This window comes from Paenisporosarcina sp. P4_B8 (assembly GCF_056402175.1).
In genome coordinates this window covers 20,925-41,290 of the sequence record NZ_JBFUHX010000021.1, presented here as the reverse complement: position 1 = coordinate 41,290, position 20,366 = coordinate 20,925, and the positions used below count along the sequence as shown (strand labels likewise).

Annotated in this window: 18 protein-coding genes and 2 tRNA genes; 2 read left to right on the top strand and 18 right to left on the bottom strand. The window is 41.5% G+C overall.

The genetic code is table 11. The features are described 5' to 3' along the window. Positions 1–16: 16 nt before the first annotated feature. The 5 genes from AC1DSK_RS15570 to AC1DSK_RS15550 form a co-directional block, all read right to left on the bottom strand. Positions 17–781 (bottom strand): type III pantothenate kinase, encoded by a 765-nt coding sequence (locus tag AC1DSK_RS15570; RefSeq protein WP_477548496.1) that lies wholly within the window; start codon positions 779–781, stop codon positions 17–19. Positions 782–941: 160 nt separating this feature from the next. Next, complete coding sequence (gene ftsH / locus AC1DSK_RS15565; protein ID WP_477548495.1) at positions 942–2,948, bottom strand: ATP-dependent zinc metalloprotease FtsH; 2,007 nt, start codon at positions 2,946–2,948, stop codon at positions 942–944. A gap of 129 nt (positions 2,949–3,077) precedes the next feature. After that, positions 3,078–3,620: a hypoxanthine phosphoribosyltransferase gene (gene hpt, locus AC1DSK_RS15560; protein WP_477548494.1), complete on the bottom strand. Its 543-nt coding sequence runs from the start codon at positions 3,618–3,620 to the stop codon at positions 3,078–3,080. Positions 3,621–3,639: 19 nt separating this feature from the next. Continuing rightward, the gene (gene tilS, locus AC1DSK_RS15555; protein ID WP_477548493.1) at positions 3,640–5,028 is read right to left on the bottom strand and encodes a tRNA lysidine(34) synthetase TilS; all 1,389 of its coding nucleotides are present in this window, start codon (positions 5,026–5,028) and stop codon (positions 3,640–3,642) included. A 26-nt stretch (positions 5,029–5,054) separates the two neighbouring features. Beyond that, entirely contained in the window at positions 5,055–7,541 is a 2,487-nt protein-coding gene (locus tag AC1DSK_RS15550) for a SpoIIE family protein phosphatase (protein WP_477598358.1), read from the bottom strand. A 116-nt stretch (positions 7,542–7,657) separates the two neighbouring features. Here AC1DSK_RS15550 and AC1DSK_RS15545 point away from each other — a divergent pair. Together AC1DSK_RS15545 and AC1DSK_RS15540 are read left to right on the top strand one after the other, a co-directional pair. Continuing rightward, positions 7,658–7,731 (top strand) — tRNA-Met (locus AC1DSK_RS15545). Between the two features lie 205 nt (positions 7,732–7,936). Further along, positions 7,937–8,008 (top strand) — tRNA-Glu (locus tag AC1DSK_RS15540). Positions 8,009–8,119: 111 nt separating this feature from the next. Here AC1DSK_RS15540 and AC1DSK_RS15535 read toward each other — a convergent pair. The 13 genes from AC1DSK_RS15535 to AC1DSK_RS15475 form a co-directional block, all read right to left on the bottom strand. Continuing rightward, positions 8,120–8,578 carry a DinB family protein gene (locus tag AC1DSK_RS15535; RefSeq protein ID WP_477548491.1) on the bottom strand — a complete coding sequence of 153 codons (459 nt, stop codon included), beginning with the start codon at positions 8,576–8,578 and terminating at the stop codon, positions 8,120–8,122. Positions 8,579–8,712: 134 nt separating this feature from the next. Next, positions 8,713–9,135, bottom strand: coding sequence for a S1 domain-containing RNA-binding protein (locus AC1DSK_RS15530; protein WP_016429943.1), 423 nt, complete (start codon positions 9,133–9,135; stop codon positions 8,713–8,715). Positions 9,136–9,260: 125 nt separating this feature from the next. Beyond that, positions 9,261–9,677 (bottom strand): FtsB family cell division protein, encoded by a 417-nt coding sequence (locus AC1DSK_RS15525; protein ID WP_477548505.1) that lies wholly within the window; start codon positions 9,675–9,677, stop codon positions 9,261–9,263. 80 nt (positions 9,678–9,757) lie between these two features. Then, positions 9,758–10,240, bottom strand: a complete 483-nt coding sequence (gene yabQ, locus AC1DSK_RS15520; RefSeq protein WP_477548490.1) for a spore cortex biosynthesis protein YabQ — start codon at positions 10,238–10,240, stop codon at positions 9,758–9,760. Beyond that, on the bottom strand, positions 10,237–10,536 hold the full coding sequence (gene yabP, locus AC1DSK_RS15515; RefSeq protein ID WP_016429946.1) for a sporulation protein YabP: 300 nt from the start codon (positions 10,534–10,536) through the stop codon (positions 10,237–10,239). Before yabP ends, yabQ begins: the two co-directional genes overlap by 4 nt. An 83-nt stretch (positions 10,537–10,619) precedes the next feature. Further along, complete coding sequence (locus AC1DSK_RS15510) at positions 10,620–10,910, bottom strand: RNA-binding S4 domain-containing protein (RefSeq protein ID WP_016429947.1); 291 nt, start codon at positions 10,908–10,910, stop codon at positions 10,620–10,622. Between the two features lies 1 nt (position 10,911). Continuing rightward, the gene (yabN, locus tag AC1DSK_RS15505) at positions 10,912–12,375 is read right to left on the bottom strand and encodes a bifunctional methyltransferase/pyrophosphohydrolase YabN (protein ID WP_477548489.1); all 1,464 of its coding nucleotides are present in this window, start codon (positions 12,373–12,375) and stop codon (positions 10,912–10,914) included. A gap of 5 nt (positions 12,376–12,380) precedes the next feature. After that, entirely contained in the window at positions 12,381–14,000 is a 1,620-nt protein-coding gene (locus AC1DSK_RS15500; protein WP_477548488.1) for a putative polysaccharide biosynthesis protein, read from the bottom strand. A 264-nt stretch (positions 14,001–14,264) separates the two neighbouring features. Continuing rightward, entirely contained in the window at positions 14,265–14,801 is a 537-nt protein-coding gene (spoVT, locus tag AC1DSK_RS15495) for a stage V sporulation protein T (protein WP_016429950.1), read from the bottom strand. Positions 14,802–14,891: 90 nt separating this feature from the next. After that, positions 14,892–18,434 carry a transcription-repair coupling factor gene (gene mfd, locus AC1DSK_RS15490; RefSeq protein WP_477548487.1) on the bottom strand — a complete coding sequence of 1,181 codons (3,543 nt, stop codon included), beginning with the start codon at positions 18,432–18,434 and terminating at the stop codon, positions 14,892–14,894. Between the two features lie 292 nt (positions 18,435–18,726). Continuing rightward, positions 18,727–18,954: an anti-sigma-F factor Fin gene (locus AC1DSK_RS15485; RefSeq protein WP_016429952.1), complete on the bottom strand. Its 228-nt coding sequence runs from the start codon at positions 18,952–18,954 to the stop codon at positions 18,727–18,729. Positions 18,955–19,009: 55 nt separating this feature from the next. Beyond that, complete coding sequence (gene pth / locus AC1DSK_RS15480) at positions 19,010–19,573, bottom strand: aminoacyl-tRNA hydrolase (RefSeq protein WP_477548486.1); 564 nt, start codon at positions 19,571–19,573, stop codon at positions 19,010–19,012. A 107-nt stretch (positions 19,574–19,680) separates the two neighbouring features. Next, positions 19,681–20,337, bottom strand: coding sequence for a 50S ribosomal protein L25/general stress protein Ctc (locus AC1DSK_RS15475; RefSeq protein WP_477548485.1), 657 nt, complete (start codon positions 20,335–20,337; stop codon positions 19,681–19,683). Between the last annotated feature and the right edge of the window lie 29 nt (positions 20,338–20,366).

The following is a 20,366-nucleotide window of genomic DNA, read 5'->3' as shown; positions in this document are numbered from 1 at the left end:
TGTATGTCCTCTTTTCTTATTGGTTACGTTTGTATATTATGTGCAATCCTTTTAATGTCAAATACGGATCTATCGTGTCAATTACTGTTGATTCTGCCGCAATTAAATTCGCCAATCCACCCGTTGCGATAACTGTCGGTTCTTCCTTACTTTGTGCTTTAATACGGTTTACGATACCTTCAACTTGACCGACATAGCCATAAACAATACCTGCTTGCATCGCCGAAATCGTATTTTTCCCGACAACATTATCAGGTTGAGTCAATTCAATCCGTGGCAATTTGGATGCTCTTGCGAATAGGGCTTCTGTGGAAATCCCGATGCCAGGTGCAATTGCACCTCCCATATATTCGCCTTTTTCATTTATATAACAATAGGTTGTAGCCGTTCCGAAATCCACAATAATCAGTGGCGGGCCGTATTCATCGATTGCCGCGACTGCGTTGACAATACGATCAGCTCCAACTTCACGAGGATTTTCGTATTTAATATTTAAGCCCGTTTTTACTCCGGGACCTACCACAAGCGGTTTAAGGCCAAAGTATTTTTGACACATTCGCTCTAATGAAAACATGATGGGCGGTACAACGGAAGAAATAATGATTCCATGAATTTGGCTAAATTCGATACCCGCATGGTTAAATAACGCCTTCACTTGCATGCCGTATTCGTCTTCCGTTTTGTAACGATCGGTTTCCATGCGCCAATGGTGAATGAGCTGGTCTTTATCATATACACCCAAAACAATATTCGTATTTCCCGTATCTAAAACAAGTATCATTGTTGTACCTCACATATTCCATTAATAAGTTGCTTAAATTTGTGGAACTAAAGTGGTGCTTTCCGCTTTTCTGTAAGTCATCATACCATAACTCATCGTGCATAAAAAAGCTGATTGACTTCCGCGAAGGGAGGTCAATCAGCTCTAAGTGTTTTCTCTATTATTTACGATCTTCTTTTATGTCACCTGTAGGTTCAACCGTCGGTTCTTCCTTCGGTAAATCAGCAATTGATGGATCGTTTGGTGCACCCGTAACATCTGGTGTCACTACGTCAACCTTTGTTTCTACATCATCTTTTTTGTCAGCAGCTTCATCTTTTGAAACTTCATGCGGACGAACCGGTAAAGTACCATGTTCTTTCAAGTGTAGAATTTGACCAGCATCAAGCGTTTCCACTTCAAGAAGTGTTTTCGCAATCAGCTCAAGCAATTCGCGTTTTTCCGTCAAAATTTCTTTTGTGCGGGCGTACTGCTCTTTGATCATACTTTGCATTTCTTGGTCAATTTCGTATGCAATCGCATCTGAATAGTTTTGCTCAGAGTTGAAGTCACGACCTAAGAAGACGTTTCCGCCTTGTGCTTGACCAAACTGCATCGGTCCGAGTTTATCACTCATTCCGTATTCCGTTACCATACTTCTAGCAATGCTTGTTGCACGTTGGAAGTCATTGTGAGCTCCTGTCGACACTTCACCGAAGACAATATCTTCTGCTACACGTCCACCAAGTAGACCTGAAATCTTATCGAGTAACTCAGGCTTTGTCATGAAGTAACGATCTTCTTTTGGCAACATAACGGCATAGCCGCCTGCTTGCCCACGAGGAACGATGGTTACTTTATGAACAATTTCTGCGTCATCCAATGTCAATCCAATGACAACGTGCCCAGCTTCGTGGTAGGCCACAATATTACGTTCTTTTGCAGATATGACTTTACCCGTTTTCGCAGGACCTGCAATAACACGGTCGGTTGCTTCATCGATATCGGACATATCTATTTTTTTCTTATTACGACGAGCAGCAACTAAAGCCGCTTCGTTTAATAGATTTTCTAAATCTGCACCAGAAAACCCTGGTGTACGTTGTGCGATTGATTTTAAATCCACATGTTCATCTAAAGGTTTATTGCGGGCATGTACTTGAAGTACTGCTTCACGACCTTTAACATCCGGGCGACCAACCGTGATTTGACGGTCAAAACGTCCTGGACGAAGAAGAGCTGGATCTAGAATATCCGGGCGGTTCGTTGCAGCGATAATAATAATTCCTTCGTTTGCACCAAAACCATCCATTTCAACAAGTAACTGGTTCAAGGTTTGTTCGCGTTCATCGTGACCGCCACCAAGACCTGCTCCACGTTGACGACCTACTGCATCAATCTCATCAATGAAGATGATACATGGTGCATTTTTCTTTGCATTTTCGAAAAGGTCACGCACACGAGATGCCCCGACCCCAACAAACATTTCCACAAAGTCTGAACCACTGATTGAGAAGAAAGGTACGCCTGCTTCTCCTGCAACTGCACGAGCAAGCAACGTTTTACCAGTACCCGGAGGACCTACAAGAAGAATCCCTTTTGGAATACGCGCGCCGATAGCATCGAATTTGCGAGGGTCTTTCAAGAATTCAACCACTTCAACAAGTTCTTGTTTCTCTTCGTCTGCACCTGCTACGTCATTGAAACGTACTTTTTTCTTTTCGTTGTCATATAATTTCGCTTTGCTTTTCCCGAAATTCATCACACGGTTTCCGCCACCCTGAGCTTGGTTCAACAGGAAGAAGAATAGGATGAAGATGATAATGAATGGTATTAAGCCAGTGAAGAATTGCACCCAACCACTTGTTTCAGGTGCTTTCAAGATTTTTACGTCTTCTGTTACTGCGGCATCAGAAATTTTCTTATGAAGAGATTCCATTTCAGGAGGAATATTTGTGACGAATTCTTCGTCTTCTTTATAATCCTTCATCTTGCCTCGTATTTCATAAACCCCTTGGTCGGGCTGCATGGAAAACTCTTTCACTTCTCCACTGTCTAACGCTGTTATGAACTCGCCTAAATCGATTTCTTTGGTTGGTTCTTTCCCGCTGTTAAACGTACCAAAAATCCCGATAATCACGAGGAAAATTAATAAATAAAATATGGTGTATCGAAATATTCGATTCATCCCAAGCCTCCTCACAAAATATACAGAAAAACTATTGATAATCTTATCATACGCAGAAAAAAGGGTACAACGATATGCCTTGCTTTTTACATGCCATATTAAATTCGTGACAGATTTTCGTCCGCTCTTTTAAAATGAGTAAACTTCTTTCTTTAAAACACCAACGTAAGGCAAGTTACGATATTTCTCCATGTAGTCCAATCCGTATCCTACTACAAACGCATCCGGCACTATAAAACCAACGTAATCTGCTTGTAAATCCACTTTACGGCCTGTAGGTTTGTCTAGTAATGTAACCACTTTAATCGATTTAGCTTTACGATATTTGAAAAGATCCACTAAATAGCTAAGAGTCAAACCGCTATCGATAATATCTTCTAGAATCAATACATCACGACCTTCAACACTTGTGTTCAAGTCCTTGACGATTTTCACTTCACCTGAGGAAACAGTTGCATTTCCATAACTGGAAACGTCCATGAAATCAATTTCCATGTATACATCCATACGTTTCATTAGGTCCGCCATAAAAGGCATTGCACCTTTTAGCACACCGATTGCAAGTGGAAACTTGTCGCTGTAATCAGCTGTTAATTCTTCGCCTAGTTCACGAATTTTTGTTTGTAACTGCTCTTCAGAAATCAACACTTCTTGAATATCTTTTTCTAACATTTGGGGTTCCTCCTCAAGCTTAGTTGCTCTCTTTTTTAATCATAATCTTATGTGTCCAACCATCATGTGGTTGTGTGGTAAAACGTGTACCTAATCGTACCCCTGGTACACCAATAATTTCTTCTTGCTGCGTTACGAGCAATCGGATGTCATCACGGATTTGACGAGGCACCTTCTCGTCTATCAATAGACGTGACAACCGTTTGGGCTCCTTCATTCCTTTTAATAACAATCGATCTCCCGTCAACCTTCCTCTCGAACGAATTGGCAGCTCACTTGGCTCAAGTGTTATATACCATCCGTCCTCAAGACAAAATCCATCATCCCTGTTACATAACTTTATCCGCAAATCCGATCCGACAGAATGCCATTGACCAATGTCAATGCTTGTTGCGGAAGTGGGGGCGGAAGAGTTTGCACCATCAAAAGAAAAAAACATCGTCGAGTAGTGGCGGTATCCTTTTCTTCCTTTTGGAAGATGAACCTCACTTGAACCGTCACGTTCGAGACACTGGCTATGGATTTGATCAATAAGTGAATGACTTAACCATAATTTTTCATTAGGGTATAGATAGTTTAATAGTAGTAGAACGACCCTTTTTTGTAAAGCCAGCTCGATGTCTCGGAATCGACTTAAGTCAATCTCCAAAGAATGGCTGGAAGAAAAAACGATTATTCCCTCATATTCTTTCACTGCAAACTTTTGCAGTAACTGTTCATCCTGTTGCTGTTGCAGTGTCCAATGTGAGATAGCCATCGCCACATTGGGGTTTTCTTCTTGAACCAGCGGCATAATATGATGGCGGAACCGATTACGCGTGTATGTATCCTTTTGATTGCTTGAATCCTCACGATATGTATACTGCTGTATGTTCAAATACTGTTCGATTTGCTGGCGAGTAACGAATAACAATGGTCGAATCAACTCACCAGTCCCGAAACTTCTTTTGGCGTACATCCCATTTGCTCGAGTACCCCTCGTCAGCCCCATGAAAACAGATTCCACTTGATCGTCAGCATGATGTGCTACTGCGAGTTTGTTATAATTTTTTTCTTTCATCGTTTGTTCAAAAAAGTGATAACGTTCACGACGGCATACATCTTGCAAATTCCCATTTTCACTTTGTAGAATCTCTTGTATCTCCAAAGTTTTCGTATAGAAAGGGATAATTAATTTTTGGCATAACGTTTCTACAAAACGTTCGTCTGCGTCGGACTCTTCATCTCTCAGACCATGGTTTGCATGTATACAGCCAATGTCAATTCCCAAATTTTCTTTTTGCTGATGTAAAAAAGTGAGGAGCGCAACTGAATCTGCGCCCCCGGAACATGCGACAAGAAGTCGATCCCCTTCGCTTATCAATTGATGTTTCTGATTATACGTCAATATCTCATACCGAAAATCCAACTTCTTGTCACCTCCTTGCTTTTATTCTATTTTATCATTCTTTCCCGGGAAATATTTCGATTAGACGGTGAAAATAATGACCATTCTGGGACAGAGTGCTTCACTTTCACAACAATTAATGTTCGATCATCTTCTGCGGCAGGATATTTGCGACTGAATTCGGCAGCTAATAAATCAGCAAGTGAACTAGTAGGTGTTGATTCATATTTTCTCATCAATCGAATCAGTTCATTTTCTTGTTCTTCCAAAGAGTATTCTGGGGAGAACATGCCGTCTGACAGCATGACTAGAATATCTCCATCTTTTACAATACGTTCTTCCGCATCAACGGACATGGTTGGTAGGAACCCAATCGGTACACTTTGACTATCGATTTTCACACAGTCTTTCCCTCTCAGCAAATACGTAGACATGCTCCCTGCTTTAAATGACCAAAGTTTTCCTTGTTGTAAATCAAGTAGTGCTAAGTCAACCGTAGCATATAAGTCAGAATGGTGCTTAAGAGACATAACATAATGTAGTGTATGCATTGCTGTTTCAGGGTTCATTTGATGTTGCAAGCATTCACGCAACAAACGAATGACTTTTCTACTTTCGTGGTAAGCTTCCATGTTCTGCCCCATCCCATCCGATAATACGAATGCGACTAGCCCGCTATGCAAAGGAATGACACTATGAGCATCACCTGAGTAAACCGTATTCTGGAAAGACCTTGTAAACACCCCATAATCATATGTGAATCTAACTGCGGATTGGAATGTAATTTGAATATGAGCAAATGGATCTTGTATTTCAGTTGTACGACTAATTTCAAAAGGTTCATCATATAATTCATGAAGAATAGGAATGATCAATCGTTCTCCGACCATTTGATTCGTTTCCCATTCCGCTTGTTTCACCGGTAAACAACATACAATTTTCCTTGCTCCCGGTTCTTCAGACAGCATATCAATTTGAAAATGTGCAATTTTCGCTTCATCCAGACGTTTAGAAATCTTTTCTTCTTCTGATTCATGGTTTGCTTCATTTAGCTGAAGATCTGCCATCAGTTCGCTCACATGCTTACTCATGTCACGTAGTTGATAGGCAAGCATTTTCTTGCCATGAGCGTAGTGTCCAGCTAATTTATTGTTTGCGTATTCTTCTTCAAGTGCATCAATCAATCCACTTGAACGTACACATTTTTCTTGAATGCGATCATTTAAACGATACCGAACGCCGGATTTTGTATGTCCACGCACCTCTTTCCATTCATCCACAATTGGGTACATGCCTTGATCTTCTGCACCCCAACATTTGTCTTTTCGGAAGCAAGACCCACAAACCGAGTAATCGGGTGTTTGTGTGGTAGACGCGATTTCTTTTTGAGTTGGGAAACGGTCGTTCACAAGTTGGGTGATGAACTCAACGAACTGTTGGAAATCATAAAGTTGTGTATTTACTTTATTTGTCAACCATTGTTGTCTTTTAAAAAGCACGGAAGAAGGTTTCGGGAACAACTGATTTTGAGCATAGCTTATCCAAGAAGACGGCATGATGAAAAAAATCATCATCGCGAGAGCCAGTGAAGCAAAATAGACTTTATCAAGTGGTAGTGACGTGTCATATACGGTGAAGAAAAGAGCCGCGCCAATCGATCCGATGGCCATCCATATGCGACCTTTATTTTGAAATAGTCCTGCGCACAATCCGGATAAGGCGTAAACGGCAATCATGCCGCTAAAAGATAATTGAGACAAACTTAGGATTGTTCCCATGATTGTGGCGACAGCAGTCCCTACGAATACCCCTCCCACACTGACCGCCCCGAACAACATAACATGAACGAGAACAAGTGGAATGGAAATGAGCCCAAACAATAATCCACCCATTCCCGTTAGCATTAATGCGCTTACCATCACAGCTGCCCCTATGCGTTCAAACGTCCACTTTGCAGTTGTTAAAGCGTGCATCGGGACAAACAATTGGAATAAAAAGACCGTCATGATTGCGGACAAAATGCTTTCATATAAAACGAGTAAGGAGACGGATAGTGGGATTTCTCCCCCGTACGATACCCATTGCCATCCAACCTGGACAAGCAAAATCACCATAGCTACCTGGAACGGAATCAACTTTTTGTTCTTAACAACTTGACTCACCGCTTGGTAGCCACCAACTTGCAGGACATGGAGGACGGTCTGCCCGATTCCGAGCGTCAAGCTCCCACTGAGTCCCCCAATCCAAACAAACGGTAAATAACGTGGGTACCGCCTTGCCACAATGGCCCAAATGGGTAGAAAAAATGGAACCGCTGCTTCAAACAAAACCGCTTTCGATAAGAAGAACGCAAAAAATAAAATAAGTACGGATAATGTGATTTTCAATTTTTTCTTTTTTACGACGTGCACCCAACGACTCCAAACAGGCATTTTCTTCATACCATCAGTTGTCCACGATTTCATGAAACCAATCCCTTCCCATACGATGTTTTTCATTATAGGAGAAGGTTTGTTTGAAGTTTGTCTATTCATGACAGCCCTCATAAAAAACATTTCGACGAAATATCAGAAGAAACGTGATATATTTTCAAAAGACTGCTTGACACACCCTATCTTCGCTTGTATTATTAAAAATGTTCTTTAACAAAGGCGGCCTAGCTCAGCTGGCTAGAGCGTACGGTTCATACCCGTGAGGTCGGGGGTTCGATCCCCTCGGCCGCCATACTGATGTACGCATCCTAAGTTCGCCGCGTCCTGCGGCAACGGATGCATGATCCACATCCTGTGGACCCAAGCGTAAAGTGCTACTCTAGCCCGACACCGGCGCTGGAAGAAACGATTCGGAAACTTGTTTCCGAATGAGTTTCTGAAGCTTAGGTGCGGGCTGGCGCTTGAAGCTAGACATTGAACGTAGCACTTTCCACCAAGGCCCCTTGGTCAAGCGGTTAAGACACCGCCCTTTCACGGCGGTAACACGGGTTCGAATCCCGTAGGGGTCATCCCAAAAACCCACAAGAGACATTATTCTCTTGTGGGTTTTTTCTTTGCGTTTTCAAATGAAATGTGAATTAATTTTTTTAATGTAAGGTGAATTATCCAAAATTCAATCTTTAACTACCGCGAATTTGCTCAATTTGTCGTTTATGATGCTCATCATGTTGAGAAAAATCAGTAAAATAGCTTGTAATCGACAAAGCGTGATCTCCGATGTGGAATCCTTTATTCCATTCATTCTCATCTAGTTCTTCAAGTTTTTGCGTGATGCGCTGACGTTCATTTTTCGCATACGTAACGGTTTCTTCAAATGTTTGTTCAGCAGCACGTGCTGCAGCTTTTGCATTAAACTCATCGAACGCCGGGAAACTTTCAAGTTTCGCACCTTCTTTCATGACAGGGAGTCGTTCTTCAAATGTAAAACGATCCCATTCAGCTAAGTGCATGACAATTTCATTGGGCGACCATTTGCCTGGAGCATGCGGACTCATTGCTTGTTCCTTATTCATCGCTTGCAATGAATCCAACCAGGTTTGATAATTTTTATGAGTCTCCAGAATTTGTTGTTTCTTCATATCCCTCACTCCTTTCCATATAAATTTCGCTAAATCACGTTAGGAATCCTTTTTTAGAACACAAAAAAACATCCCTGTATGACAACAGGGATGCTATACAAAACACTTTTTCTACGATTAAAACAGCCAGCAAATTATCCTCGTTTTGCGCCGCGACCGCCACGCTTCGATTCAGTTGCACGTTTTAAAGTGGACAAACGATCTTCACTATCTTTTAAGAAACGTGCCATTTTTTGCTCAAAATTCTCTTTAAACGGACGATCTCGATCGTTTTGACGATTATTTTGGCGTGGACGTTGAGGACGTTCTGGTCGCTCAGGTTGTGGCTTGGCTTTACGAATTGATAAGCCGATTTTGCCGTCAGCTTCCACATTCATCACTTTTACTTCAACCATATCTCCAACTTTCAAATGCTCGTTGATATCTTTCACATAGTTGTCAGCGACTTCACTGATATGAACAAGACCTGTTGAGCCACCTGGTAGTTCGACGAATGCGCCGAAATTTGTGATTCCTGTTACTTTACCTTGTACCTTGCTGCCTACTTCAATTGACATAAAAAAAATGCTCCTCCTTAAAAATTAAGCCGGCTTCTTTAGAAGCCTTGTAATCGTAATAGCGGACCTAAAAATACAGGTCTCCATTCTTAATTATAGCCAACAAAAAAAGAGTGTCAATAAGACTACTCTTTTGAATCGTTGTTTTTGCCTTCATTTTCTTCTTTTTCAGGGATTGCAAAAATGATTTCTCCCTCGTCAGATAGGAAATATTCTTTTCTGGCAAGCTTCGCAATGTATTCATCATCATTTAATTTGAGAATTTGAGAATTCAACAAATCTTGTTGATCTTTCACTTCTTCCAAAGTTTGTAGCGCTTGTTCTTTTCTATCTTCCTTGGCAGCCAGAACACGAGATTGATTTACCATTGTATAAGTCAACCATCCCATAACCACGACTACAAGGACTGCAAATGCAGCCAAGCGTCTAAACAAACGGACTTTATGTGCTTTTTGACGTTTTTCGTGGCGTTCAACCGAGCGGACATAATCCTTGTTGATGGAAGCAATATTACGTTTTTCTTCGTTACCATGATTATTCATACTCAAGTTGTTCACTCCTCGTCAGCCATAATTTGTCAACCGTTTTGTAGTTGCAATTATAACCGATAACAAGCAATAACTCAAGATTTTTCAGGGATTTTTAAAGGGGATTTTTGTAGTAATTTTAGAATTTTTTTTATTAATTTAATAAGAGGTCGTATAGGAATCATAAATATGTTAACAAAGAGGAGGACAATTGAGCGAATAATCCTGATGATCAGTTGAATAACCCACCAGATCGGATACACGATTAAACGCATAAATACATGCCTTACGAATAGCAACGGCCTACGAAACCATAACTCATAGAGAATTATTCCGACGAGTTGAGCACACGGGTCGTATATTCGCCAAGTCCCATCTCTTAACTGAAATAATAAATAAAAGCTTGCGATTCCTAATCCCAACCATAAAAAAATTTCAATTATTTTTTGGAAACGTCTTAATAGAGCACGTGGACGGAGAGCTTGGCAACTGTCACGAAAACTTTCAACTAAAAAACCTGTGGCCACGCCACTGACAATCATGGCCAACAGGCTTAAAAATTGATAAGAGATCGTCATCCAAACAATTTATGCAAGAAATTACGGCTTTGTTCACGTTCTTCTTCATCGTATTGGAACGTGCGCACGTGACCTTCAAGTGTCAGCAACCCCTTGTCCACATCTAAATGAACAATGCGTAACTCTTCGCCTCTAATACTTAAATGACCTTGCGATGTACGTACAGCGAATTCTTCTTGGTCAAATCGCTCAATGGATTTGACAGATGTTAAGTCCATACGTTTGCGGTTTCGCAAACTAACTACGTGATCTCCTGATGGAATCGTGATGGATGCATGTTCGGCTTGATATTGCATAAAATTCCTCCTTTACTTGTCCAGTCCACTTACTATATGCAGGCAAACAAAAAAGCATGACCAGATTTGGCCATGCTCTTTATTTAATCTTCATCATCTATAAATTCAGGGTCGACTTTCTCCAGACGCTCTTCTTTTAAGATGCTATACATCATCGTGGATTCTTCTTTTTTAACTGCATCTTTTAGCATTTCAATGCGAGCCGTCACAACTTTCTGCCCGAAACGGATGGCTAATTCATCCCCTACCTTCACGACGGAGCTGGCTTTACTTACTTTGCCATTAATTGTGATACGGCCTTGATCAGCGACTTCTTTTGCAAGTGTACGTCGTTTAATCAGTCGTGATACTTTTAAAAATTTATCTAATCTCATGTCATTCATCCCCTTTTGCTTGTTTAGCCTGTTGCCAAAATTCTTCGAGTTCATCCAACGTGTATGCGCTGAATTCACCCTTGCCCTTCGTCACACTGTCTTCGACGTAGTGAAAACGGGTTTTGAATTTTCGATTCGCATGCATCATTGCTTCTTCAGGCGAAAGCCCGTAAAAGCGCGCTACATTGACAATCGTAAATAGCACATCGCCCAACTCATCCAGCTGTGATGTTGCTGAACCATTCAAAATTTCATGTCTGAATTCTTCCCATTCCTCTTCAAATTTCAACCAGGCACCCTCTACTTCCGGCCAGTCAAACCCTACTTTCGCGGCGGCTTTTTGGAAATTGTACGAAGTTAAAAGTGAAGATTCCGAGCGCTCTTGTCCATCCAGAATTCGGGTTTTGTCGTTGCCTTTTTCTGCTGACTTCAGTTGTTGCCAATTGCGCAACACGTCCTCTGAATTTTCTACTTCCACATCGCCAAAAACATGCGGATGTCTACGAATCATTTTCGAAGATACGCTTTCAAGAACATCTTCCAAACTGAAATATCCTTCATCTTCTCCGATTTGAGCATGTAAAAACACTTGCAGCAACACGTCTCCGAGTTCTTCAATCATTCCATCGTCATCCTGATCGTTTACAGCTTGTAAAAATTCATGCACTTCTTCAATTAAATATTTCTTTAACGTTTCATGTGTTTGTTCACGGTCCCACGGACAACCATCTGGTGCACGCAGCTTCGCAATAATTTCTCTAAATATGGACCACTCTTTCAAGCGGGCTTCACGGTTATTAGCTGGTGGTACATAAACGGTCGTCAAATTGTTCAATTCAGCAGCACGGTCCAGCTCATACAAAGGTACGGTGCGGAGTACTTCTCCACTTGAGCCGGCTGCTGTGACGATGGTAACCGGGTAGTCTTCCGGATATTTTTCCATTAACGTCAACTTTACCTCGGATGCACTGTAGGCATCATATACTTGTGCAATCAATACATGTTGGGACATCTGGACATCATCCCGTTTGAACATTGTTCCATCAAGTAATTGAAAACCTTCAATAGGATCAATACGCAGAGCATTGAAAATTGGGTCCAGGAAACTTTGTCCGCCCACAATTTCAAGTTGAATACGCCCCTCTTTTTCTGCATCCACCAACCATTGAACAGTCTGTTCAGCCACTAATGGATGACCCGGAACGGCATAAAACAACGGACCGGATTGAGATAGTGTTATTAGCGTTTCGACAATCTCTTTATATACCGCTTCAAATGCATCATGTTTTTCATAAACTGCATCAAAGCTTTCATATGTAATGCCTTCATCCTTTAATTCTTGTAATACGGGATGTTCAGCTGTTCGCACATACAGTCGTTGTGCTTTCAGCAATGTTTTATATACACCTAACGGCAATTGTTCCAAGTCCCCTGCTCCAAGACCAAGCACTGTAATTGTATTCATAAGAATCACCACTTTCTTTTTTTACCGTAAAGCCACAATTGAATCATGGCCATTCTTCGTCCGAGTGGTAATAAGAACCATTCCTTCTCGGCAATTATTCGACTTTTGGCGATGTAAAGCAAAAATACAGTTGCACCTAAACCCACGCTGGTGAGGGCCGTCAACATCGCAGCGAAGCGGCTGGAAAGTCCATCAAATAACCAACCATCAGCTACATACATCCATGTTAATACGCTACAAATCATTAATAATGAAGCGACACCTAAATGACCATAAAATCTGGTATTCGCAAAACGAATCTTCCAAATTGAATAGACATAGACATATAAACTGATTGCAATGAAGGCGAAGCCAACATTACTGGCAATTGCCGCTCCCATAATTCCCATCTTAGGCAACAACCAAGCATTACACAACCACTTCAATACGAGTCCCACAATCAGTAAAAATGCAGGAAGGACCACTTTCCCCAACCCTTGCAATAAAGAAGTCATCGTTAAAATTAATGAAAGCCAAAAGATTTGGATGCAAAATACCATCAATGTGGCGGATAAATCTCTTGTTTCAAACAACATTTCATTAACTGGCGGTAACACTAGAATTAGTCCCAGTGTGGCTGCGGTTCCAAATAAAAGAGCAATTCGAAACGTTAATTGCGCATATGGAATCGCATTTCGGCCTGTCTTCTTTTGCGTTGTGTGCGCAATCAACGGAACGATGGAAAGTGACAAGGTTGAAGCGATGAGAATGCCCATTTGGACGAGGGGCAATCCTCTGTCATACGTGCCTTTCGTTTCCATTGCAGTTATTCGGTCCATCCCTGTTTCCGTCAAACTACTGAAAATTGTAAAAGAGTCAACCAGTTGAAAAAAAAGTAAAATGAGCGAGCTCATGCTGACACTTAAACTAATAATGGTCAAATCCTTGATAATGGGTCCAACTTTAACGTGCTTATGAACTCTCATTCCTACTTCATGTTTGGTTTTTTTTCGAACAAATAATAAAAGCAACACAATGCCTGCAATCTCACCAACGATAGCACCTAACAAAGCAGTGCTTCCGGCAACATACAAAGACGCGCCTGTTTTCACCACAATAAATGTTCCTACTAAAATAACCGTCACCCGAACCGTTTGCTCCACTACTTGTCCATAAGCGACTGGCTCCATTCGACCTTCCGCTTGAAAAGATCCTTTCAACAAAGCCAACACAGGCATCAATAATACGACAAAAGAGCCAGTACGTAGTAATTGCGCAAGTTCCCCATCCCCCATCCAACGGGCAAGCACATCGGCTCCCGAAAACAACAAGGAAAAACTAATGATTGATATTACGCTTAAATAAATAAAAGCAGTTCGTAAAATAGTTACTCGTTGATTGGATTCTGGTTGGTCATGTGTATCGGCCAATAGTTTTGAAATGGCTACCGCAAAGCCATACGACGTCCAAACGGTTAGCACTCCAATGAATGGATAAACTTGTTGGTATATGTAAAATCCTTGATCTCCCACAATGTTTTGAAAAGGGATTCTGTAGACTGCGCTTAGCGCTTTGACGATTAAGGCGGCAATGGTTAATAAAACTGTGCCTTTCATAAATTTTTGCATCGTCCATTCGTTGTTCATAGTTGTTCCTCATTCCAATCACAGTGGCTCGTTCCATGCACGGATTCCGCGCTTTTGATGAGTATATTATAACACGAAAAAAACGTCTTCTTATTTGATTAAGAAGACGCTTTTCGCTTTTCAGTTCCAGTTCCGATGCTTACTTCACTTAACAGTGTCTAGTTACGTACGCCAGTCCGCGGGCCCTTTGGGGTCAGAAAGGCGATTCATTCACCTTTCATCCTTCCAGCGCCGGCGTCGGTCTACCACGGCGCACTTCACTTTTCAGTGTTCCATTTGTTTGGCTAGGAAATGGGCTGCTGTTTCTACTGCTTTGATTTCGGCTTCACCGATGAAGTGGACTTTTGAGAGTAAGTAGACCGCGCCGATTGGATCACCACTAGCAATGATTGGTGCTACACAATACGATTTGACTTGTTCTACTTGTCCCGGAATCCATTCCACCGATTTTTCGATTTTTTCCGTCACGATGGTTCGCATTTGTAGAATGTCTTCTGCTTGAGAAGACAGTCGACGGTTCAAATAATCTTTTTTCGATACACCTGCTACTGCAATCATTTCGTCACGGTCGCTAATCAAAGCGGGAGTGCCTAGTGTCGCATAAAGCGTTTCAGCATACTCCTGAGCAAAATCACCGAGTTCATTAATTGGGGAATACTTTTTTAAAATGACTTCGCCGTCGCGGTCCGTAAATATTTCGAGTGGATCTCCTTCACGGATACGAAGCGTTCTTCTAATTTCCTTCGGAATGACGACACGGCCTAGGTCATCAATTCGTCTGACGATACCTGTAGCTTTCATCTTTGTTGCCTCACTTTCGACAGAATTCAAATTTCTTTGATTTCTATCTCAGTATGCGTCATGTTTGGATAAAATATGCAAGCGTCTCCATTACTCCCCAACAAAGGAATTCACTTCTTTTCGAGCTTCAGGCAAATGCCTCATCATAGCTTCCAAAACATCAAATGGATGATGTTTGGCAGTTTTCTTTTCATCAATTGTTACAAGTAATTGTTGTTGGTTATTCATTTGGAAACCAACCGCTCTCCCATAGTCCATTGAAGATTCCACTAACATGGCACCATTCGTATTTTGTGTGCCTTTTTTCGATAATTTTATGACCAATTGTTTATGTTGTTCTTTAATCGATTCAACACCTGAAATTTTTGCCCAAACTTTAATACGGGCAATTCGCATTAATCGTTCTGCTTCAATCGGCATATTTCCAAAACGGTCAATTAATTCATCCACTAAATCTGCGTAGTCTTTCTCACTCTCAACAGCTTTAATTCGTTTATACATCTGAATTTTTTGGAATCCGTCAGGAATGTAGGCATCTGGCAAATAGGCATCAAACGGCAAGGAAATCTCGACATCAAGCACTTCTTCCTGTTTCACGCCGGTTTGTTTCTCTTCGATTGCTTCTTGTAACATTTGTGCGTATAAATCAAATCCAACCGAATCAATAAAGCCATGTTGCTGTGAACCAAGTAGATTCCCCGCTCCGCGAATCGATAAATCACGCATGGCAATTTTAAATCCTGAACCGAGTTCGGTAAATTCTTTAATAGCTTGCAATCGTTTTTCAGCGACATCTGTCAGCACTTTATCCCGTTGGTACATGAAGTATGCATAAGCCACACGGTTTGAACGGCCGACACGACCTCTTAGTTGATACAGTTGAGAGAGTCCCATGCGATCTGCATTTTGCACTATAAGTGTATTAACATTAGGGATATCAATCCCTGTTTCAATAATCGTTGTAGTAACGAGTACATCGTAATCACCCTCCAAAAATGCCAGAATGACGGACTCTAACTCTCTTTCAGTCATTTGCCCATGTGCAAAGCCAACACGTGCTTCAGGCACAAGCATTTGGATTTCATCCACTTTGCGTGCCATATCTTCTACACGATTGTATAGATAAAACGCTTGGCCTCCTCGCGCCATTTCACGTTCTATGGCTTCTCGCACTAATGCACCGTTCTGTTCCATTACATATGTCTGCACTGGGAAACGATTGGCTGGTGGCGTTTCGATTACCGATAAATCACGTACACCTATCATCGACATATGTAGTGTTCTTGGAATTGGGGTCGCTGTTAACGTCAAGACATCTACATTCGTTTTCAATTGCTTGATTTTTTCTTTATGTGTCACACCAAAGCGTTGTTCTTCATCGACAATAAGCAATCCTAAATCGTGATACACAATGTCTTTTGATAATAAACGATGTGTGCCCACGACTACATCGATTGTGCCTGCTTTTAATCCTTTTGTTGTTTCGGTTTGTTGCTTTTTCGAACGGAATCGACTCAACAAACCAACTTCCACAGGGAAATCGGCAAATCGCTCTTTCATTGTTTCGTAATGCTGTTGTGCCAAGATGGTCGTCGGTACAAGGAAGGCCACTTGTTTGCTGTCCTGCACAGCTTTAAAAGCTGCACGAATTGCCACTTCCGTCTTGCCGTACCCAACGTCCCCACAAATCAAACGGTCCATTGGTCGCTCTTTTTCCATATCACGTTTAACTTCTTCAATGGAGCGCAATTGATCGTCTGTTTCTTCATATGGAAAAGCCGTTTCAAAAGCTTGTTGCATATCTTGATCAGGCTCAAAAGCATGCCCTTTTTCAGATTCGCGTTTGGCATATAGTTTTATTAAGTCATCCGCAATGTCTTGTACTGCTGCCGAGACTTTAGTTTTTGTTTTCTTCCAATCTGCTCCACCTAACTTATGGAGCTTAGGCTCTCTCTCTTCCGAGGCGACATATTTTTGAATTTGATCGATTTGATCGACCGGTACAAACAATTTATCTTCCGCACGGTAGCGAATGTGCAAATAGTCTTTGTGAATGCCATTGATTTCAAGCGTTTCAATGCCTATATATTTCCCAATCCCGTGGTGAATATGAACAATATGATCACCAGGTTTGATTTCGGAGTAACTTTTGATTCGTTCAGCATTCGTCATTTTTTGTGGACGTGATTTCTTTTTAGGTCGCTGTTTAAATAGTTCCTCGTCCGTCATTAACGCAATTCGTTGGAGTGGCAATTCAAAACCACTCGAAATTTCTCCATCGATAATATATATCCCTGGTTGATCAGGTGCTTCTTGTTTCGTAAGGACATGACTGTCCATCCCGTAATCTTCCAAAACGTCTTTTACTTTTTTCTGACGTTCATTTCCTTCAGCCATGACAAAAATAAAGAACTTGCCGACTTCAAACCGTTCCATTTCGTTTTTTAGGACACTCATTTGCCCATGGAAATGTTGCATTGGTTTACAAGAAAACGCAATCGATTTCTTTAAAGGAATACCCGAGAAAGTACGAGCAAACAAAGAAAAATAAATTTTCTTCTGATCCAACATCCCAAGAATTTCTTTAAAACTGAACGAAAGCTTTACATCATGAACCGTCTTGCCTTCTTCAAGCAATGAAACATACCAATCTTTCTCTTCACGTTCCAATGAATCCGTTGTCTCTTGTATACGACCGAGCTCATCAAATAACACCAAACCGTCTTGAGCAAAATAATCGCCCAGGAAAGTAGGGTGGTCTTCGAGAATGGATACATACTTCGTCATTTGTTCTGGAATATCGCCTTGTCTCAGCAATTCGATGTCATGATTGATATGTTGAAGCAGAAGTTCTTTCGTTTCGGGCTTCTTCAATTTTTTTAAACTACCAGCCAATGATTCTTCTAATTTCTCAGCCAGAATCATAAGTTGTTGTCGCGTCCACACAAATTCCGTTGCTGGCAGGATACAGACTTCTTTCAGCTTTTCAATGGAACGCTGATCTTCCGCAGAAAACGTGCGTATTGAATCCACTTCAGTATCGAAAAATTCAAGACGTACTGGGTGTTGCAAGTAAATCGGATAAATATCCAAAATACCTCCACGCAAAGCAAACTCACCCGGCGCGGTAACCATTGCTTGCCTGGAGTAACCCATCGCCACTAACTGATCGAGCCATTCGTCCATTTTCACTTCTTGTCCGATAGCTGTTTCTAGGCGACTCGCTCTCCATTGAGCTAAATTTGGCATATGGCGACGAAGACCTGCAATTGGTGTGATGACAACTCCTCGTTTTTGGGACAGCATGAAATCAAGCGTTTCAATACGCTCTGCACGAAGCTCTGGACTCGATACAGACAAATCTGCCGCGATTAATTCATCAGCTGGATATAAACGAACTTCATCTTCACCTAGCAGCTTTACCATATCTTCAAACAATCGCTGTGCCTGTAATAGATTCGGGGACACTACTAAAATCGGTCTCTCCGTCTCCTTTGCCATAGAGTGTATAAATAGTGGACGGGCTCCTCCTGCGAGGCCTGTCACCAGCTGCTGATCGACTCCAGTTTGAAGATCTGTCAGCAACGTCTTTATATGATGGTCTTTCGTAAATAATTGATGTAATGGTTCCATACGAACCTCCTTATAAGAAAAGCGCAAAGTGCCAATCTAGCCCGACGCCGGTGCTGGAAGTCCGATTCGAAAGCCTGCTTTCGCATGATATTGGGAAGGAAGGCTAAATCCGCGACATCGTGTCGCGACGCCTTCATAACCAACATCCTGTTGGCCCAAGCTTAGGTGCGGGCTGGCACTTGGAGCAAGACATGAAAAGATAGAGATGTGTTCTATCACTCTAATAACCAAAAACCAGTGCTATCTAAACAGAAAAAGGCTTTGTGCGCGAGACCCGCGCCAAAGCTTATTCTTATTGTATCCACTTTTGTATAGCATAGTAGTTTGGGTTATCTCGTAGAGATTTTTCACAATGCTCACAAATACTGGACACTGTTAGTGTTCCTTCTTCATCTTGTGTGAAGAACTCTTCTGCAAATTCTTCTCTCATTTGCTTTACTCGACCATGCTGCAGAGCGGATTGGCCTGATAGCTGCCCCATTTCTGTCTTGCAGTGCCGACACTTTACATGAATTGCCATAGTACGGACCGGCCTCCTTTTTCAAAGTATAGACCGGTCGAACTCAATTTATTCCTTATGCACCATTAAAACGATTCATCACTTCAAGAAAAGGTGAAGATAACCAATCTTCGCAGGCATCTGCACTTTTTTTCAAGGCTTCATCCATCAAAGGTTTTTCCTCTGATGTAAACCTTGATAACACATAGTCAGGTACCTTCATGCCTGCAGGTGGGCGATCTACGCCTACTCGGATGCGATTGAAGTTTTGTGTACCTAAATGATGTATCAACGATTTAATGCCATTATGTCCGCCTGCACTGCCTTTTTGACGAAGTCTCAGTTTACCTACCGACAGATCCAGGTCATCATAAATGACCACAATATCTTCTTCTGCTATTTCGTAGTAATCCATCATCGGGACCACACATTCGCCAGAAAGATTCATATAAGTAAGCGGTTTAACGAGTAAAACTTTTCCTTCAGGTCTATGTACTATAGTGTACATTCCTTTGAACTTCATTTGATTCAATGGAGAATTGTATCGATTTGCCAACTCATCCACCACATCAAAACCAATATTATGCCTTGTGTGTTCATACGGTTTCCCCGGGTTGCCCAGTCCGATAATCATTTTCATAAACGATACGTCCTTTATCTTCTGAATGATTCCCATTTTACCACAAAGCACATAGTTCATAAAAAAAATGGGACTGTCCAAAGACAATCCCATTTTGATTATACTGGTTATTCTTTTGTTTCTGCTTTTGGTTGGCCTTCAATTTTAGACGCTTCTTCGCTTTCTCCGTCTTCCGCTACAGCTGGTTCATCAGCAGTAGTTTCTAACTCTTCATCCGAACGAGGCGCAGAAACGGATACTAACGTGAAATCATCTTCATTCAAGATATTATATTCAGATTTATCACGAATATCAGCAACTGTTAATGTCTCACCAATTGCAAGACCCGATACATCTACTTCAATTGAATCAGGAATTGCAGAAGGTTTTACTTTGATTGTCACTTCACGATTTGGTTGGCTCAATACGCCGCCTTCTTTAACGACAGCTGAATCGCCAGTTGTGACAATCTTTACGTTAACATCTAATTCATCAGACATATTGATGGCCAAGAAATCAGCATGGACGAACTTACCTTTCAAAACGTCCATTTGGTAGTCACTTAATACTACATTTACTGGTTTACCATCAACGTCTAATTTCATTACGCCGTTGCGCCCAACCTCACGAAGTGTTTTTAATAAATCCAATTCGCTAACTGCGATTGAAGAAGATTCTGTTTTATAACCATATACGACTGCAGGCACAAAGCCCTCATCGCGTAATTTCGTTAAATTAGATCGTTTACCTATTTCACGTGATTGTGTTTTTACTGTTGTAGCCATCTATTTTCACTCTCCTGTGTAAGTCATTC

Coding starts and splice junctions, on each gene's coding strand:
- AC1DSK_RS15475 (WP_477548485.1), bottom strand. CDS start 20,337: ATGGCTACAACAGTAAAAACACAATCACGTGAAATAGGTAAACGATCT.
- mfd (WP_477548487.1), bottom strand. CDS start 18,434: ATGGAACCATTACATCAATTATTTACGAAAGACCATCATATAAAGACG.
- pth (WP_477548486.1), bottom strand. CDS start 19,573: ATGAAAATGATTATCGGACTGGGCAACCCGGGGAAACCGTATGAACAC.
- AC1DSK_RS15530 (WP_016429943.1), bottom strand. CDS start 9,135: ATGTCAATTGAAGTAGGCAGCAAGGTACAAGGTAAAGTAACAGGAATC.
- AC1DSK_RS15500 (WP_477548488.1), bottom strand. CDS start 14,000: ATGAACAACGAATGGACGATGCAAAAATTTATGAAAGGCACAGTTTTA.
- AC1DSK_RS15525 (WP_477548505.1), bottom strand. CDS start 9,677: ATGAATAATCATGGTAACGAAGAAAAACGTAATATTGCTTCCATCAAC.
- yabQ (WP_477548490.1), bottom strand. CDS start 10,240: ATGACGATCTCTTATCAATTTTTAAGCCTGTTGGCCATGATTGTCAGT.
- AC1DSK_RS15485 (WP_016429952.1), bottom strand. CDS start 18,954: ATGGCAATTCATGTAAAGTGTCGGCACTGCAAGACAGAAATGGGGCAG.
- AC1DSK_RS15510 (WP_016429947.1), bottom strand. CDS start 10,910: ATGAGATTAGATAAATTTTTAAAAGTATCACGACTGATTAAACGACGT.
- ftsH (WP_477548495.1), bottom strand. CDS start 2,948: ATGAATCGAATATTTCGATACACCATATTTTATTTATTAATTTTCCTC.
- spoVT (WP_016429950.1), bottom strand. CDS start 14,801: ATGAAAGCTACAGGTATCGTCAGACGAATTGATGACCTAGGCCGTGTC.
- yabP (WP_016429946.1), bottom strand. CDS start 10,536: ATGCAATATCAAGCCGAACATGCATCCATCACGATTCCATCAGGAGAT.
- hpt (WP_477548494.1), bottom strand. CDS start 3,620: ATGTTAGAAAAAGATATTCAAGAAGTGTTGATTTCTGAAGAGCAGTTA.
- AC1DSK_RS15550 (WP_477598358.1), bottom strand. CDS start 7,541: ATGAATAGACAAACTTCAAACAAACCTTCTCCTATAATGAAAAACATC.
- AC1DSK_RS15535 (WP_477548491.1), bottom strand. CDS start 8,578: ATGAAGAAACAACAAATTCTGGAGACTCATAAAAATTATCAAACCTGG.
- yabN (WP_477548489.1), bottom strand. CDS start 12,375: ATGAATACAATTACAGTGCTTGGTCTTGGAGCAGGGGACTTGGAACAA.
- AC1DSK_RS15570 (WP_477548496.1), bottom strand. CDS start 781: ATGATACTTGTTTTAGATACGGGAAATACGAATATTGTTTTGGGTGTA.